This is a genomic window from Rhodopila sp., assembly GCF_035548095.1.
Taxonomy (GTDB): domain Bacteria; phylum Pseudomonadota; class Alphaproteobacteria; order Acetobacterales; family Acetobacteraceae; genus Rhodopila.
In genome coordinates, this window is sequence record NZ_DASZUV010000001.1 from 170,278 (window position 1) to 185,313 (window position 15,036).

At 64.9% G+C, this 15,036-nt stretch carries 15 protein-coding genes and 1 tRNA gene; 4 read left to right on the plus strand and 12 right to left on the minus strand.

The window, feature by feature from the left end; genetic code table 11:
- Positions 1-210 precede the first annotated feature (210 nt).
- Positions 211-729 carry a GNAT family N-acetyltransferase gene (locus VHC04_RS00730; protein WP_325676910.1) on the minus strand — a complete coding sequence of 173 codons (519 nt, stop codon included), beginning with the start codon at positions 727-729 and terminating at the stop codon, positions 211-213.
- 49 nt (positions 730-778) lie between these two features.
- Between VHC04_RS00730 and VHC04_RS00735 the strand changes: the two genes are divergently transcribed.
- Positions 779-1,012 (plus strand): hypothetical protein, encoded by a 234-nt coding sequence (locus tag VHC04_RS00735; RefSeq protein WP_325676912.1) that lies wholly within the window; start codon positions 779-781, stop codon positions 1,010-1,012.
- Positions 1,013-1,153: 141 nt separating this feature from the next.
- On the opposite strand, the gene VHC04_RS00740 is transcribed toward VHC04_RS00735, so the two are convergent.
- The 4 genes from VHC04_RS00740 to VHC04_RS00755 form a co-directional block, all read right to left on the minus strand.
- Positions 1,154-1,999 carry a fumarylacetoacetate hydrolase family protein gene (locus VHC04_RS00740; protein WP_325676914.1) on the minus strand — a complete coding sequence of 282 codons (846 nt, stop codon included), beginning with the start codon at positions 1,997-1,999 and terminating at the stop codon, positions 1,154-1,156.
- 19 nt (positions 2,000-2,018) lie between these two features.
- Positions 2,019-2,765 carry an SDR family oxidoreductase gene (locus tag VHC04_RS00745; protein WP_325676916.1) on the minus strand — a complete coding sequence of 249 codons (747 nt, stop codon included), beginning with the start codon at positions 2,763-2,765 and terminating at the stop codon, positions 2,019-2,021.
- 95 nt (positions 2,766-2,860) lie between these two features.
- Positions 2,861-3,649 (minus strand): cyclase family protein, encoded by a 789-nt coding sequence (locus VHC04_RS00750; RefSeq protein WP_325676918.1) that lies wholly within the window; start codon positions 3,647-3,649, stop codon positions 2,861-2,863.
- On the minus strand, positions 3,650-4,552 hold the full coding sequence (locus VHC04_RS00755; RefSeq protein ID WP_325676920.1) for a dioxygenase: 903 nt from the start codon (positions 4,550-4,552) through the stop codon (positions 3,650-3,652). It abuts the gene before it with no gap.
- A gap of 122 nt (positions 4,553-4,674) precedes the next feature.
- Here VHC04_RS00755 and VHC04_RS00760 point away from each other — a divergent pair, with 122 nt between their 5' ends.
- On the plus strand, positions 4,675-5,925 hold the full coding sequence (locus VHC04_RS00760; RefSeq protein ID WP_325676922.1) for an amino acid ABC transporter substrate-binding protein: 1,251 nt from the start codon (positions 4,675-4,677) through the stop codon (positions 5,923-5,925).
- A gap of 112 nt (positions 5,926-6,037) precedes the next feature.
- On the opposite strand, the gene cls is transcribed toward VHC04_RS00760, so the two are convergent.
- Positions 6,038-7,501: a cardiolipin synthase gene (cls, locus tag VHC04_RS00765; protein ID WP_325676924.1), complete on the minus strand. Its 1,464-nt coding sequence runs from the start codon at positions 7,499-7,501 to the stop codon at positions 6,038-6,040.
- A gap of 50 nt (positions 7,502-7,551) precedes the next feature.
- Here cls and VHC04_RS00770 point away from each other — a divergent pair, with 50 nt between their 5' ends.
- Positions 7,552-8,433 (plus strand): pyruvate, water dikinase regulatory protein, encoded by an 882-nt coding sequence (locus VHC04_RS00770; RefSeq protein ID WP_325677459.1) that lies wholly within the window; start codon positions 7,552-7,554, stop codon positions 8,431-8,433.
- 62 nt (positions 8,434-8,495) lie between these two features.
- A tRNA-Pro gene (locus tag VHC04_RS00775) sits at positions 8,496-8,572 on the plus strand.
- A gap of 244 nt (positions 8,573-8,816) precedes the next feature.
- On the opposite strand, the gene VHC04_RS00780 is transcribed toward VHC04_RS00775, so the two are convergent.
- From VHC04_RS00780 to VHC04_RS00805, 6 genes are all read right to left on the minus strand, one after another.
- The gene (locus VHC04_RS00780) at positions 8,817-10,034 is read right to left on the minus strand and encodes an ABC transporter substrate-binding protein (RefSeq protein ID WP_325676926.1); all 1,218 of its coding nucleotides are present in this window, start codon (positions 10,032-10,034) and stop codon (positions 8,817-8,819) included.
- 2 nt (positions 10,035-10,036) lie between these two features.
- A complete protein-coding gene (locus tag VHC04_RS00785; RefSeq protein WP_325676928.1) occupies positions 10,037-11,074 on the minus strand; it encodes a branched-chain amino acid ABC transporter permease in 1,038 nt (345 codons plus the stop codon).
- Entirely contained in the window at positions 11,074-11,946 is an 873-nt protein-coding gene (locus VHC04_RS00790; protein WP_325676930.1) for a branched-chain amino acid ABC transporter permease, read from the minus strand. Before VHC04_RS00790 ends, VHC04_RS00785 begins: the two co-directional genes overlap by 1 nt.
- A gap of 1 nt (position 11,947) precedes the next feature.
- Entirely contained in the window at positions 11,948-12,661 is a 714-nt protein-coding gene (locus tag VHC04_RS00795; RefSeq protein WP_325676932.1) for an ABC transporter ATP-binding protein, read from the minus strand.
- Complete coding sequence (locus VHC04_RS00800) at positions 12,661-13,431, minus strand: ABC transporter ATP-binding protein (RefSeq protein ID WP_325676934.1); 771 nt, start codon at positions 13,429-13,431, stop codon at positions 12,661-12,663. The genes VHC04_RS00795 and VHC04_RS00800 overlap by 1 nt, the downstream gene beginning before the upstream one ends.
- A 395-nt stretch (positions 13,432-13,826) precedes the next feature.
- The gene (locus VHC04_RS00805; RefSeq protein WP_325676936.1) at positions 13,827-14,996 is read right to left on the minus strand and encodes an acetate/propionate family kinase; all 1,170 of its coding nucleotides are present in this window, start codon (positions 14,994-14,996) and stop codon (positions 13,827-13,829) included.
- Between the last annotated feature and the right edge of the window lie 40 nt (positions 14,997-15,036).

Sequence of the window (15,036 nt, forward strand, 5' to 3'; positions counted from 1 at the left end):
AAATCCCACTCTCCATTGCGGACAGCGCCACGCCCCGCGGGATCGGCGGACAACGCCATTTCGCTGGCGGCGTACAGGGCAGGCGCCTCGGGCGGATGCCCGCAGCCACGCGGCGGACCGGCGAAGACGGCAACGCCGAGGTCGCGCCTCGCCGGTGGCACGCTCACAACGCCAGGGCCGGAAACCGGCTATCCGCCTCGGCGATCCCGGCTACGTGCCGCGCCGGTGCACCCACCGATCGACGGTCCGGCCAAGGATCGTGATCTCGCCGGCGCGGGTCGCGCCCAGCTTCTCCGCCACACGCGCCGAACGGGCATTGGCCGGAAGGATGAAGCTGGCCAGTTGCGTGAAGCCGCACGCCTTGAACGCCCAATCCCGCGCCGCGGCGGCAGCCTCCGCAGCCAAGCCGAAACCCCAGAAGGCCGGTGCGATGCCCCAGGCCAACTCAGGCTCCGGCCATCCGGCCGGGCGCAGGACCCCGACGCGGCCGGCGAACCGTCCCTCATGTTCGACCGCCAGCAGGCCGTAGCCCAACAACGCCCATTGGCCCAGAATGCGTTCCATCTGCGTCCAGGCCTCGTCACGCGACAGCACGCGCCCATCCCCCAGAAAGCGACGGAAATCGGCATCGGCGTTCAACGCCGCGAAGCCATCCCAATCAGCGGCGCTGAAGGGCCGGAGAAGCAGGCGCGGCGTCCGCAGTGTCGGGATGGCGAAGTGCGACATCATGATGCCTTGGCCCTGTCGATCCGCAGGCAGTTTGCCCTAAATCGAAGGCATGAGCACATCCACCGCCAACGATCCCATGCGCTGCGGCTGCTTCTGCTGCCTGGAAACCTTCGACCCGGGTGAGGTCATCGACTGGATCGATGACGGAGAAACCCCGACCTGCCCGCATTGCGGGATCGCCGCGGTGCTGCCGGGCGTCACCGACTACGTCACCCTGCTGAAGCTGCGGCACCAGCGGTTCGGCCCGCTCGCCGGCGTGCCGCTGCCGGACCAGGAGTCATAGCTTGCGCTCAACCGGCCGGCAGATCGGCCTCACTCCGCTGCCCGCGCGACACGGTCACGGTCGCTGAGACACGTGCGGATGAGGCGCATGCGGATCAGGAGGCTCCGCCGACGCGGAGTCTCTGTCTCGTCAGCCCGCGGCTCAGCCTGCAACGATCCGCTGGGTTTGAATCCCCAGCCCCTCGATGCCCAGCCGCATCACATCGCCCTCCTTCAGGAAGACCGGCTCCGGCTTGATGCCGGCGCCCACGCCAGGCGGCGTACCGGTTGCGATCACGTCGCCCGGGTACAGGGTGATGAAATGGCTGACATAGCTCACCAGCGCCCGCACGCCAAAGATCATGGTCTGAGTCGAGCCATCCTGGTACCGCTTGCCGTTGACCTCGGTCCACAACGGCAGGTCCTGCGGGTCGGAAACCTCATCCTTCGTCACCATCCATGGGCCGGTCGGACCGAAGGTCTCGCAGCCCTTGCCCTTGTCCCAGGTGCCGCCACGGTTTGTCTGGAAGTCACGCTCACTGACGTCGTTGCAGACGCAGTAGCCGGCGACGTGATCCATCGCCTCATTCTCCGGCACATAGCGCGCCAGCTTGCCGATCACGACGCCCAGCTCGACCTCCCAGTCCAGCTTCACCGACCCGCGCGGCAGCTTCACGTCGTCATTCGGGCCGTTGAAGGCACTGAGCGACTTCAGGAAGATGATCGGCTCCTTCGGGATCGGATTACCGGTCTCGGCCGCATGATCGGCATAGTTCAGCCCGATGCAGACATAGTTCACCGGGCGCGCGACACAGGGGCCCAGGCGGGGATTGCCCTGCACCACCGGCAGCTTCTCCCAGTCGATCCCGGCCAGCATCGCCAGGCTGGCATCGGACAGCGCGAAACCGTCGATGTCGCGCACATAGGCGGACAGGTCGCGGATCGTCCCGTCATTGGCGAACAGGCCCGGCTTTTCGGCGCCGGCCGGACCGTAACGAAGCAGCTTCATCGTGCGTTTCTCCCAAGAACTACAGCGTCAGGCCGCCGTCTATAACGATGGATTGGCCAGTGATGAACCGGGCATCGTCGCCGGCTAGGTAGACCGCGAGGCCGGCGATCTCCTCCGGTGTGCCCAGGCGGCCCATGGGTTGCCTGGCAACGAAGGCGGCGCGGGCGGCGCTGGCCGACCCGGCGCCGGAGGCGTTCGCCTCAATCCGTTCATCCAGGCTGGGCGTCTGCACCGTGCCGGGACACAGGCAGTTGCAGCGGATACCGCGCACTACATAGTCGGTGGCGACCGACCGCGTCATGCCCACGACGGCGGCCTTGGTCGCGCTGTAGATGAAACGGTTCGGCACGCCCTTCAGGCTGGACGCGACCGACGCCATGTTCAGGATCACGCCACGCCCCCGCTTCAGCATGCCTGGCAGAAAGGCCTGCATCGTGCGGAACATGGACCGGCAGTTCAGATCGAAGGCGAAGGCCCACTCATCCTCGGTCGCCTCCAGCAGCGTGCCCTGATGAACAAATCCGGCGCAGTTGAACAGGATATCGACCGTACCCGCGGCCTCGGCGGCGCGCTTGATGGCGTCTGCGTCCAGTACGTTCAGGGGCGCGGTCCGGATCTGGCCAGACTCCAGTCCAGCCAACTTGGCGGTATCCACGTCGGTGGCGATCACCTGTGCTCCGGCCGCGGCGAAGGCCAGCGCGGTGGCCCTGCCGATGCCTTGCCCGGCGGCGGTGACGAAGGCGGTCTTTCCGGTCAATGAGGCCATCGGGATTCTCCGGAAGCGGCAATGCGCCCGGTGTAGAGCCGGACGCACCTCGCTTCAACCAGCGCAACACGGTCGCGTCAGACCGGACGGGCCGGCTAATCGTTGAAGATCGCCACCGCCCGCGTCCAGCCGGCCGAAGCCTTGTGCACCTTTACGGGAAAACAGGCGATGTGAAACCCGTTCCCCGGCAGGTCAGGCAGGTTATTCAGCTTCTCCATCTGGAAATAGCCGATATCGCGTCCCGCGCGATGGCCTTCCCAGATCAGGCTGACATCCCCGGTCTCCCGCACCCGCTTCTGGGTGAAGGAGAACGGTGCATCCCAACTCCATCCATCCGTGCCGACGACGCGGACCCCGCGTTCCAGCAGGTACAGCGTCGCGGCCCGCCCCATGCCGCAGCCACGGTCGATATAGTCGTCATGACCGTAGCGGGCACCGGCGGCGGTATTCACCACCACGATGTCCAGTGGCCGCAACACATGCCCGATCCGCTTCAGCTCCGCCTCCACGTCAGCCGGGGTGGCGACGTAACCATCGGGCAGGTGGCGGAAATCCAGCTTCACGCCCGGCTGGAAGCACCAGTCCAAGGGCACCTCATCGATCGTCCAGGACGGTTCGCCGCCCGGCTTCAAAGCCTCATTCATCCGGCTGAAGAAATGATAGGGTGCGTCCATGTGGGTGCCGCTATGCGTGGTGATCTCCACATCCTCCCGAGCGCAGTATTCGCCCTCGGGCAGCTGGTCGACGCGGATTCCCATGAACTCGGCCATTTGCGGCGCGGTCTGGTGATGGTCGGAATAGCGGATCTTCGGCAGCATGTGCGGTGGATCGCTGCGAATTCCGGCCATCAGCGGCGTCGAAATGTCGACGATGCGGCGGGCCATTCAGGCGATCTCCTTCGCCAGCCTGGTGGGATCGGCGCCGACACGCCCATTCTCCCCGGGCGCGGCCTTGGCCAGCCGGAAATCGTAATGCACGGCCCGCAAGCCGGGGATCGGGCAGCCAGGGTCCGGCTTGGCCTGCACGACCAGGGATTCCGACACCCCGAAGACCGTATCGCTGTCGATATGGGGATCGTCGCCGAAATACAGCGCCGTCACCAGTTCCCGATATCCATCGGCCCCCACAAGGCAGTGGATATGGCTCGGCCGCATGCCATGCCGCCCCTGGGTTTTCACCAATCCCCCGACCGGGCCGTCCATCGGAATGGAGTAGCCGAGGGGCCGGACGGTGCGGAAGTAATACGTGCCATCCGCCGCGGACCGGAAATTGCCGCGCATGTCCATGTCGTCACCCTTGCGTTCCTGCAGGTCGTACCCGCCACGCTCGCTGGTCTGCCACACCTGGATCGTGGCGTTCGGGACCGGCTTGCCGTCATTGTCGGTAATACGGCCGTAGATCACGATCTCCTCGGCCGTCGGCTCGCGCACGATCTGCTCGCCCAGCTTCATTTCCGGCGCACCTTCCCGATAGAACGGCCCCAGCAGAGAGGATTGCGTCCCCAGCTCCCTCGCCTTCTTGTCGTGCAGGGCATTGACCACCGCGGACAGGCCCAGCACATCCGACAGCAGGATGAATTCCTGGCGGATCGGCGTGCAAGCCTGCCCCACCGCGGTCAGGAACTGGATGCCCTGCAGCCATTCCTGCGGCGTCAGGTTCACTTCCCTGGCGAATGCGTGCAGATGGCGCACCGCGGCATCGAGGATCTCCTTCAGGCGCGGATTGGCCGTGCCCGCCATCTGCGCCAACGCCTCATCGGTGACGGTGAATTCGTCCAGATCCCGCATCGTGGCGATCCTCCGCATTGAGTGCTTTCAAAGCGAGTCCTATCCGAAAGCTTTGATCTTTGCCACCCGCCGGCCCTGCCTTAAGCTGCTGCCCGCAAACCATAAAGAGGGACGTCCGGGACATGCTGAAAACGCTGCGCGGGGGGCTGCTGGCGGCCGCCTTGCTCGTCAACCCGATCCTGAACGCATGGGCGGCGGAGCCCATCAAGATCGGCCTGGGCATGGCGCTGACCGGCGGCCTGGCGCCGAACGGCAAGGCGGCGCTGCTGGCGATGCAGATCTGGGAGGAACAGGTCAACGCCAAGGGGGGCCTTCTGGGGCGCCCGGTGAAACTGATCTATTACGATGACCAGTCAAATCCCGCCACCGTGCCGGGCATCTACACCAAGCTGCTGGACGTCGATAAGGCCGACATCATCATCAGCGGCTACGCCACCAACATGGTGGCGCCGGCGATCCCGATCGCCATGCAGCACAACATGATGTTCCTGGGCCTGCTTGGCCTCGCCGCGAACAGTGAGTTCCATTACCCAAATTTCTTCTCCATCGCGCCGACCGGCGGCGACAAGCCGAAACAGGCCTTCTCCAAGGGTTTCTTTGAGGTTGCGAAACAACAGAACCCCCGCCCGCAGACGCTGGCGATCATCGGTGCCGACGCCGAATTCCCGCGCAACGCGATCGAGGGCGTGCGCGAACTGGCGAAGGAAGCCGGCTTCAAGATCGTCTACGACAAGACCTATCCGCCCAGCACGGCGGATTTCACCCCGATCGTGCGGGCCATCCAGGCGGCGAACCCCGACATGATCTTCGTGGCATCCTATCCGCCCGATTCCGTGGGCATGATCCGGGCCGCGCATGAAATCGGATTGAAGACAAAACTGTTCGGCGGCGGCATGGTCGGCCTGCAGGCCACCGCCATAAAGACCCAGCTCGGTCCGTTGCTCAATGGCATCGTCGACTACGATTTCTGGCTACCAGTCGGCCCCTACGCGACGCCGGCAGCTCTGGACTTCCTGAAGACCTACCAGGCGAAAGCGGCCTCGGCCGGCGTCGACGCGCTGGGCTTCTACCTGCCGCCCTTTGCCTATGCCGACATGCAGGTGCTGCAGCAGGCGATCGAGGGAACCCACAGCCTGGATCAGCAGAAACTGGCGGACTACATGCGCTCCCACAGCTTCAGGACGGTGGCGGGCGACATCACCTTCGGCCCTGATGGCGAATGGACCGAGTCTCGGGTGATGGAAGTGCAGTTCCAGCACGTGAAGCCGAATGATCTGGAGCAGTTCAAGGATCCGAAAACCGAAGTCGTCCTGTACCCTCCCAGCCTGAAGAACGGGGAGATCATTTATCCGTATTCAAACGCGAATCAATAAACTCATGGACATGCCTGTCGAGGCGGACCAATGCCCGCCACGACAGGCGGGCAGCGACTGGCGGGCATGACATGGGGGATCGTCCGTCACATCGCAATGCAAACGGCCGCCGTTACAGCACCGGTCCCACCATCGCCACGGAATTGTTCCACAACCGCCGCCAGATCGGCCAGGCCTCCACGTCCCGGATCGAGACCTCGACCGATCGCGCGATATACGCGGCCTGTCGCTGCCGCATCACCGCGGTCAGCGTCTCGTCATGGAACAGGATATTGTTCTCGAAGTTCAGGTCGAAGCTGCGGCGATCCATGTTGGCCGACCCGATCAGCGTCACGCCGCCATCCACGGTCATGGACTTGGTATGCAGCAGGCCGCCATGATATTCGAAGATGCGCACGCCGGCATCCAGAAGATCGAAATAATAGCTGCGGCTGGTCGCGGCAACGACCCATGAGTCATTGCGCGCCGGAAAAATGATGGTCGTCTTCACGCCGCGCCGCGCCGTCGTACACAGCGCATTCTGCAACGGCTCGTTCGGCACATAGTAGGGCGTGGTGATGACCACCTCGCGCCGAGCGGCGAACAGCAGGGATTCGAACAGCTCCGGCATCGCCGAATAGATCTGTGTCGGCCCCGTGCCGATCACCTGTGCCGTCATGTCGCCGCAGGGCGGGGCGGGCGGCAGGTGCAGCAGCGGTGTCAGATCCTCCTCGACGCTGGTCATCCAGTCGATGACGAACAGCACCTGGTTCTGGTGCGCAATCGGCCCCTCGAAGCGCATGACCGCGTCCACCCAGGGTGCGAAGCGCGGCTTCACCCGAAATTCCGGGTCCGCGCAGTTCTGGCTGCCGCAATAGGTGATGCGGTTGTCGATCACCACGATCTTGCGGTGGTTGCGTACGTCGATGCGCCCCTTGAACGCCCGCAGCAATGGGTTGCCGATCGGCAGCCCGGGGGCGACATGCACCCCCGCATCCCGCATCGCCTGCCACTGTGGCGACCGGATCAGCGCGCGCGACCCCAGGTCATCCGCCATGGCACGACAGGACACGCCGCGGGCCGCCGCACGCTTCAGCGCCTCGACCACCTTCAGGCCATTGTGGTCGGTCAGCCAGATGTAGAACAGCAGGTGCACATGGTCCCGCGCCGCGTCGATGTCGGCGACCAGCGCGTCGATCGTGGCATTCGAGTCCGGCAGCAGATGGGCCGCGTTGCCCGACACCGGGGCGAAACCGCTGATCGCATGGCCAAGCTGGAACAGGTAGCGGTACCGCTCCGGCGCCGAGGCGGCGAAATCGGGCGTTTGGGCAGGCCCGGGATCGGCCGTCTCCTCCCACACGCGGAAGGCGCGCTGGCGGCGGATGGAGCGGCTGCGGCCGAGCCGGACCTCGCCCACCAGCAGATAGGCGATGACGCCAAGGATATGCAGCGTCCCGATCACCATCAGCCAGGCGATCCGCGCCGCCGGATCGCGGTGCCGGCGGAGCAGGATGCGCGCCATGGTCGCCAGGTCCAGCAGGACCGTCAGGATGACCAGCAGCGGGCCAAGCAGGACGTGATCGGAAGAAAAGGTCATGAGAAGACGTGCCGTATCGCGAATTGACCCAACCGGTCTATGGTCGCGGGATGGAGAATAACCGCCTCGACCTGCACCTGGTCTCCGATGCGACCGGGGAGACACTGAACGCCATCGTCCGGGCGACCACGGCGCAGTTCGACCAGGCCAATATCACCTACCACCGCTGGAGCCTGATCCGGACCCGCTTTCAACTCCATCGGGTGATTGAAGGCATCGAATCGGAGCCCGGCCCGGTCCTGTCCACCCTGGTGGACCGCGCGTTGCGGGGCGAGCTGGACACGGCCTGCCAGCGCCTGAACGTGCGCGTCGTGAACGTGCTGGACCCGGTCATGGACGTCCTGCAGGAGCGGATCGGCACGCAGGCGTCTGCTCGACCCGGCAAGCAATACGTGCTGAACGCCGACTACTTCTCCCGCATCGATGCGATGCACTATGTGCTGGCACATGATGACGGTCAGGCCCAGCCGGGCCTCGCCGAGGCCGATGTGGTGCTGGTCGGCGTATCGCGCAGCTCGAAGACCCCGACCTGCTTCTATCTGGCGAATCGCGGCATCAAGGCCGCCAATGTGCCGCTGGTGCCGAATGTGCCCGTCCCGCCCGGCCTGCTGGAGGTGAAATGCCCGGTCATCGGGTTGACCTTGGCCCCCGAGGCGCTGATCGACATAAGACGCCACCGTCTGCGCCTGATTGGTGGCGGCGGCACCACGGGCCTGATGCGCCAGGACAGCAGCGACTATGTCGACGAGGACGCGGTCAAGGCCGAGTTGCTCTGGGCTCGGCGGTTCTGCACGGCGCAGGGCTGGCCCACCATCGATGTCACCCGGCGGTCGATCGAGGAAACCGCCGCGACGGTCCTGCAGCTGATGGAGGCCTGGCACGAGCGGCGCAAATCCGCCCCCGACCCGACGGGGCCGTCGGCGGAGGCATGACAGCGTGCGCAGAAAGAGCCTTGCCGAGAGGGCGGCCGGCGGCTATATGCGCGCCTCCGGTTCGGAGTGTAGCTCAGCCTGGTAGAGCACTGTGTTCGGGACGCAGGGGCCGGAGGTTCGAATCCTCTCACTCCGACCATTTCAGTCACCATCATAGAATGCGATGGCCCGAGGCCAGCGGCCGGAGGGCGTGAATCACGCTCTCAAAGCACGGTCGCCCGAAGCCAGCGGAGGGCGAAGAGCGAGAAATCACCTCTCGAAGTATTGTACAGTGCGGTCGCTGGACGCTAGCGGTTCAGGGATCACGCCGCAGCGGGGTCGCACCCTCCCGCCGGGAGGGTGCTGCATTCGTACAGGTCCGCTGGGCCTTGCCACCCGCCGGCTCAGACCCCGTCGCGCGTCATGGTCTCCCCGAACGGCACCCAGTGCTCGCCTTCCAGCCTCGCCATGCGCAGCTGGCTGATCGGATAGAAGTTCGTCGGGCTGGTGTTCACCTTGATGCCGGGCAGCAGCAGCGGCAGCTCCAGGTCCTTGATGCTGGCGGCCTGCTTCATGATGTTCTCGCGCGTCAGGTTGTCGCCGCAATTCTTCAGCACGTGCTCCAGCCCCTTGATGACGACGTAGGAGCTGACATTGGACCCTTCCAGCACGTTGGCCGTCGGATTCCACTGCGCCATGAATACGCGCCAGGTCTTCACGTCCTCATCGTTGTCCCAGCGCGGATCGGTCACATCCTTCAGGAACTGGGAGGTGATGATGCCCTGGCTATTGTCGAACCCGGCGGGCCGCATCACCGCGCCCAGGGATGCGGCGACCGCGACCAGGTAATGTGAAGGCTTCCAGCCGATCTCGGCGACCTTCTTGATCGCCTGTGCCGCGAATTTCGGAGTCGTGACGTTGTAGAACGTGTTCGCGCCGGAGTTGCGCAGCTGCAGGATCTGGGAATCGACGGTCGGATCGGTGACTTCATACGTCACATCCGCGACGATGGCCTTCTTCCCCGCTTCCCCCAGCCCCTCATGGAAGCCATCCAGGTAGTCGTTCCCCATGTCGTCATTCTGCCGCAGGATGGCGATCTTCGGGTCCTTGACGTTCGCCAGCAGGTGCTTGGCGTAGATGACGCCTTCCGTGTGGTAGTCGGGCTGCCAGCCCATCGTCCACGGAAACTCCTTCGGCTTGCCCCATTTCGAGGCGCCGGTGGCGACGAAAAGCTGCGGCACCTTCTTCTGGTTCATGTATTTCTGGATCGCCGTGTTGCACTGCGTGCCCAGCGGATAGAAGTCGATCAGAACCTGGTCGCGCTCGACGAGCTGCCTCGTCAGTTCGACGGTCTTTGGCGGGCTGTAGCCATCGTCCAGCGAAATGAACGTGATCTTGCGCCCGTTGATGCCGCCCTGGGTTTCGTTCAGCATCCGGAAATAGGCCGCGTGCAGCCGCCCGGCGACACCATAGGCGGAGGCATTGCCGCTATAGGGCATCGTCTGGCCGATCTTGATCTCGGTATCGCTCGCGCCCGGGCTGTATTTCCCGGCCGCCCGGGCCCGTCCGGACAGGATCGCCAGCGAGGCGCCAGCCAGGACGGTGCGTCGTGTCGCTTTCATGGTTACGTTCCCCTTCTGTTGACGATGCGTTGAGTCACGGCCTCGACGCCGCCCATGATGCCGCGCGGCATGAAATACATCAGCGCGATCAGCAGGACGCCATAGATGGCCCAGGCCGGCACGTCGTAACTGATGGAGAACGTCGCTTTCATCCAGTCGGATATCGATTGCGATGAGTTCTGGATCAGCACGATGAACGCGCCGCCGATCAGACACCCGGGCAAGGAGGCTATGCCGCCCACCACGAGCCCGACCAGGAAGGACACGGCGAGTTGCAGCGTGAAGCTGTCGGGCGCGACGAAGGCGACGGTGATGGCTGACAGCGCGCCGGCCACGCCGGTGATGGCCGCGCTAAGGCCGAAGGTCACGGTCTTGTAGCGCGCGGTGTCGATCCCCATGGTGCCGGCCGCCATGACGTGGTCGCGAATGGCCATCATCGCGCTGCCGCCACGTCCGCGCAGCACGTTGCGGACCGCCCAGAAGGCCAGGATCGCGATCAGCAGGCAGACATAGTACAGGAACTGGTCCTGACCCAGGCCGGACCATCCGGGCGCGTCGGGCTTGTCCAGCAACAAGCCGCCGACGCCGCCGGTCCATTTGCCGATCGGCTTGTATTTCAGCAATTGCGGCACGGCGATCGCCAGGGTGAAGGTCGCCAATGCCAGATAATGGCCCTCAAGCTTCAGGGCGGGAAAGCCGAACAGAAACCCGGCGACGAAACAGACGACCGCCGCCACGGGCAGCGTCGCCCAGTACGGCCAACCGGCGAAATTCATCAGGATCGCGGCCGTATAGGCGCCGACCGCAAAGAACGCGCTGTGGCCCAGGGAAATCTGTCCGTTGAAGCCGATCAGCAGGTTGAGCCCGAGGATGGCGATGGCATTGATCAGCATCGCCTGGCCCATGAACATGTAATAGTCGAAGCTGCCCTCGGCAACGAAACGCTCACCGAAGGGCAACAGGGCCAGCAATATCCAGAAGGCGATCGCGATGCCGCCCGGGCCGCGCTTGTTGACCCAGCTATTCGTCACCGCCGCCATCAGACGCGCCTCACCACGACGCGGCCGAACAGCCCGGCCGGCTTGACCAGCAGCACCCCCACGACGATCACCAGCGCGAAGGTCAGTTTGAGTTCGTTGCCGATGATATAGGAACCGACCAGGTTTTCCAGCACGCCGACGATGAAGCCGCCGATCACGGCGCCGAACGGGCTGCCGATTCCGCCCACCAGCGCCCCGGCGAAGCCATAGACCAGGATGCCGGTCATCATGTTCGGGTCGAGAAACACGATCGGCGCCACCAGCATGCCGGCCACGGCGCCGATCGCGGCTGCGAGTCCCCAACCAAGCGCCAGCATCCAGGAGACCCGTATTCCCATCATGCGCGCCGAGGCGGCGTTCTGTGCCGCCGCGCGCATCGCCAGGCCCAGCGTGGTATAGTGGAAGAAAACGGTCAGCAGACCCAGCATCAGCAACGTGACGCCGACGACACCGATCTGCTGGACGCTCACCAGGCCGCTGCCGAACAGGTCGCGGGCCGGGAACGGCGTCGGAAACTGCTTGATGGTGTAGCTCCAGATCATCCCGGCCAGCGCGTTGAAGATCGACAGCAGCGCGATGAAGCACACCACCAGCGACAGCACGGGGGCGGCCTCCAACGGCTTCAGGATGACACGTTGAATGAACAGGCCGCCGGCGAAGGCGATCAGGATCGTGGCGCCGAACGCGACCCAGTACGGCAGCCCGGCGTTGATCATCGCCCAGGCGATATAGGTGGCGAACATCGCCATTTCGCCCTGGGCGAAATTGATGTGGTCCGTGGATACGTAAATCATGACGAGGCCGAGCGCCACACAGGCGTAGATCGAGCCGCTGGTCAGCCCCGCAACCAATTGCTGGACGAAAAACTCCATCTCAATACCCCAGATAGGCTTTACGCAACGCTTCGTCGTTGCGGACCAGGTCCGATGGTCCCGACGCCACCACCCGGCCCGTCTCCAGCAGGTACACCGTGTCCGCGAGTTCCAGCGCCAATGCGGCGTTCTGCTCGACGATCAGCATGGCCACCTTCTGCTCCGTGTTGATCCGGGCAAGAACCTGAAAGATTTCGCGGACGACAAGAGGGGCGAGTCCAAAGGACGGCTCGTCAAGCAACATCAGGCGCGGGGACAGCATCAAGGCCCGACCGACCGCCAGCATCTGCTGCTCTCCGCCGGACAGGGTTCCGGCCTGCTGCTTCTGCCGTTCCCGCAGGCGGGGAAACAGGTCGTACACCATCTCCATGTCACGCAGTGCGGCGGCGCGGCTCCTGCGGGTGTGCAGCGCGAGACGCAGATTCTCCTCCACCGTCAGGCCGACGAACGTGCCCCGCCCCTCGGGTACCTGGGCGACGCCGCGGCGCACGATCGTTTCTGTCGCACACTTCGAAATGTCGTCCCCGCTCAGCACCATCGTGCCGTTGCGGCGAACCATGTTGATGATCGCCCGCAAGGTCGTGGTCTTGCCGGCCCCGTTGGCGCCCAGCAGCGCGGTGACGCCGCCTTCCTCAACCGTCAGGTTCAGATCGTACAGCGCGCGGATCATGCCGTACCAGGCACTCACGCCGCGTATCTCAAGCAACGCCGCCATCAGACCGCACCGCCGAGATAGGCGCGGATCACCTCCGGATCGCGGCGCACCTCATCCGGCCGCCCATCGGCGATCTTGCGGCCGAAATTCACCACCACGACCTTGTCCGAGACCGACATGACCAGCGACATGTGGTGCTCCACCAGAAGCACCGTGACACCCTGCTCATCGCGGACGCGACGGATCTGGCCTTCCAGCACCGCGACCTCATCGTGGTTCAATCCCGCGGCCGGCTCATCCAGCAGCAGCAGCTTCGGACGCGCGGCCAATGCCCGTGCCAATTCGACGCGCTTCCTGATCGGAAACGGCAGGCCGCCAGCCAGCCAGTTGGCATAAGCGCGCAGGTCCATGAAATCGATCAGCTCCCATGCCCGCTCCTTCGCCGCCTGCTGTTCGCGGCGCGCCGACGGCAGGCGCAAGGCGCTGGCAAACAAGGTGGCGGACGTTTCGCCATGCAGCCCGACCATGACGTTTTCCAGAACCGTCATGCGATCGAACAGGGCGACGTTCTGGAATGTACGGCCGATGCCCAGCTTGGCGATCGCATGCCGCGGTGTCGAAAGAACCGAGGTCCCTTCAAAGAGGATCTCACCCTCATGCGGCTGGTAAAGGCGGCTGAGGCAGTTGAAGAGCGTCGTCTTGCCGGCACCGTTCGGGCCGATCAGACCTGCGATCTGTCCCTGATAAACATCAAACGAAACCGAATCCAACGCGACCACACCGCCGAAGCGGATCGCTACGCCACGCACATCCAAAAGCGCTTCCTGCATCTCTCCGACGCTTCTCCTCCCGGCGCAGGATACTCATCGCGATCCCTTTCACCTTTCCCGCACAATGAGGAACCTGAAGCGCGCGTGCAATGGGGGATTCCGGGTCACCGTGAATACCGCATTGCACCACAGGATACGCGAAGCAGGGCGTAAAGGATTCAGCACGGAGGACAAACGAGAGCGATCGAGGGCACCAGGGACCTTTCCCGGTCTTCAGGCGGGACCGTGCGCGGACATCGGCGGTCGCACCCCCGATGACCGGCCATGGCCACGCCACCCCGACGATCGTCAAATTTGGACTGCATCAGAAACGACCCGGCGTTCCGCGGTTCCGCATCGCCACCGCGGCACGACGGTCGACCCGACGCTTGGCGGCCAAGCGCCGCCGCCTTCCCTCACGTCAGTCCGATAACCTTCCTGGTATGACGCGCGATCATGCGCTCCTCGTCCGTCGGGATCACCCAGGCCCCGACGCGGGAACCGTCCTTGGTAATCCTTCCCTTGCCGGCGGCGTTCCGACTTTCATCGGGCGCGATACCCAGCCACGCGCATGCCTGCATCACTTCCATCCGCGTGGCGCCGTCGTTCTCACCGATGCCAGCGGTGAACACCATGCCATCCAGCCCGCCCATCGCGGCGGCCAACGATCCCGTCTCACGCACGATACGGTGAACGAACAGCGCGATCGCCTCCTTCGCCGCAGGCGCCTCCGAGGCGCGCAGCGTCCGCATGTCGGATGAAAGACCGCCGGAAACCCCCAGCAGGCCGGATTCGCGATAGACCAGCGCTTCCAGGGCGCGCGCGTCCATACCCTCGGTGTCCATCAGGTAGATCAGCACCCCCGGGTCGACCGATCCGCACCGCGTGCCCATCACGAGGCCCTCGACCGCGGTGAACCCCATGGTGCTGGCGACGCTGGCGCGATCGTGCATGCCGCACAGCGAGGCGCCGTTGCCCAGATGTCCCACCACGACCCGGCCACCGGCGATCTCCGGCGGCAGGCAACTCGCGATATACTCATAGGACAGGCCGTGAAAGCCGTACCGGCGAACGCCCCGGTCGTAATAGCGGCGCGGCAGGCCGAATGCCTGCACGACCGGGGCCTGGTGCCGGTGAAATGCCGTGTCGAAACAGGCGACCTGCGGCATATCCGGCCGATGCGCCGCGATGGCCCGGATCGGCGCCAGATTGTGCGGCTGGTGCAGCGGGGCCAGCGGCACCAGCTTCTCGAGGTCCTCGAGCACCGCCTCGGTCACGCGCACGGGGGCGGCGTAGTGGACGCCGCCATGCACGACGCGATGGCCGACCGCCGCCACCTTCCCTTCCCCGATCAGCCGGATGATGACCTGCACCAGCGCTCTGGCCGCCGCACTGTGGTCGCCGCCGACATCGGCCAGCTTCTCATCCACCACCGTCTTGCCGGCGGCGTCGCGCACTTTCATGGCCGGTGCAACGCCGATCGCCTCGATCTGGCCACGATAGGCCGCCGGGCCATCGGCCAGGCCATGGATGGCAAACTTGATGCTGGACGAACCGGCATTCAGGACAACGACGTGGTCGGTCATGGCACCATCACGCGACGAAGCGCGTGCCAGGTCAATGCGG

Excerpts from the sequence above, each read along its gene's own strand:
- VHC04_RS00730 (WP_325676910.1), bottom strand. The coding sequence starts at position 729 with ATGATGTCGCACTTCGCCATCCCGACACTGCGGACGCCGCGCCTGCTT.
- VHC04_RS00735 (WP_325676912.1), top strand. The coding sequence starts at position 779 with ATGAGCACATCCACCGCCAACGATCCCATGCGCTGCGGCTGCTTCTGC.
- VHC04_RS00740 (WP_325676914.1), bottom strand. The coding sequence starts at position 1,999 with ATGAAGCTGCTTCGTTACGGTCCGGCCGGCGCCGAAAAGCCGGGCCTG.
- VHC04_RS00745 (WP_325676916.1), bottom strand. The coding sequence starts at position 2,765 with ATGGCCTCATTGACCGGAAAGACCGCCTTCGTCACCGCCGCCGGGCAA.
- VHC04_RS00750 (WP_325676918.1), bottom strand. The coding sequence starts at position 3,649 with ATGGCCCGCCGCATCGTCGACATTTCGACGCCGCTGATGGCCGGAATT.
- VHC04_RS00755 (WP_325676920.1), bottom strand. The coding sequence starts at position 4,552 with ATGCGGGATCTGGACGAATTCACCGTCACCGATGAGGCGTTGGCGCAG.
- VHC04_RS00760 (WP_325676922.1), top strand. The coding sequence starts at position 4,675 with ATGCTGAAAACGCTGCGCGGGGGGCTGCTGGCGGCCGCCTTGCTCGTC.
- cls (WP_325676924.1), bottom strand. The coding sequence starts at position 7,501 with ATGACCTTTTCTTCCGATCACGTCCTGCTTGGCCCGCTGCTGGTCATC.
- VHC04_RS00770 (WP_325677459.1), top strand. The coding sequence starts at position 7,552 with ATGGAGAATAACCGCCTCGACCTGCACCTGGTCTCCGATGCGACCGGG.
- VHC04_RS00780 (WP_325676926.1), bottom strand. The coding sequence starts at position 10,034 with ATGAAAGCGACACGACGCACCGTCCTGGCTGGCGCCTCGCTGGCGATC.
- VHC04_RS00785 (WP_325676928.1), bottom strand. The coding sequence starts at position 11,074 with ATGGCGGCGGTGACGAATAGCTGGGTCAACAAGCGCGGCCCGGGCGGC.
- VHC04_RS00790 (WP_325676930.1), bottom strand. The coding sequence starts at position 11,946 with ATGGAGTTTTTCGTCCAGCAATTGGTTGCGGGGCTGACCAGCGGCTCG.
- VHC04_RS00795 (WP_325676932.1), bottom strand. The coding sequence starts at position 12,661 with ATGGCGGCGTTGCTTGAGATACGCGGCGTGAGTGCCTGGTACGGCATG.
- VHC04_RS00800 (WP_325676934.1), bottom strand. The coding sequence starts at position 13,431 with ATGCAGGAAGCGCTTTTGGATGTGCGTGGCGTAGCGATCCGCTTCGGC.
- VHC04_RS00805 (WP_325676936.1), bottom strand. The coding sequence starts at position 14,996 with ATGACCGACCACGTCGTTGTCCTGAATGCCGGTTCGTCCAGCATCAAG.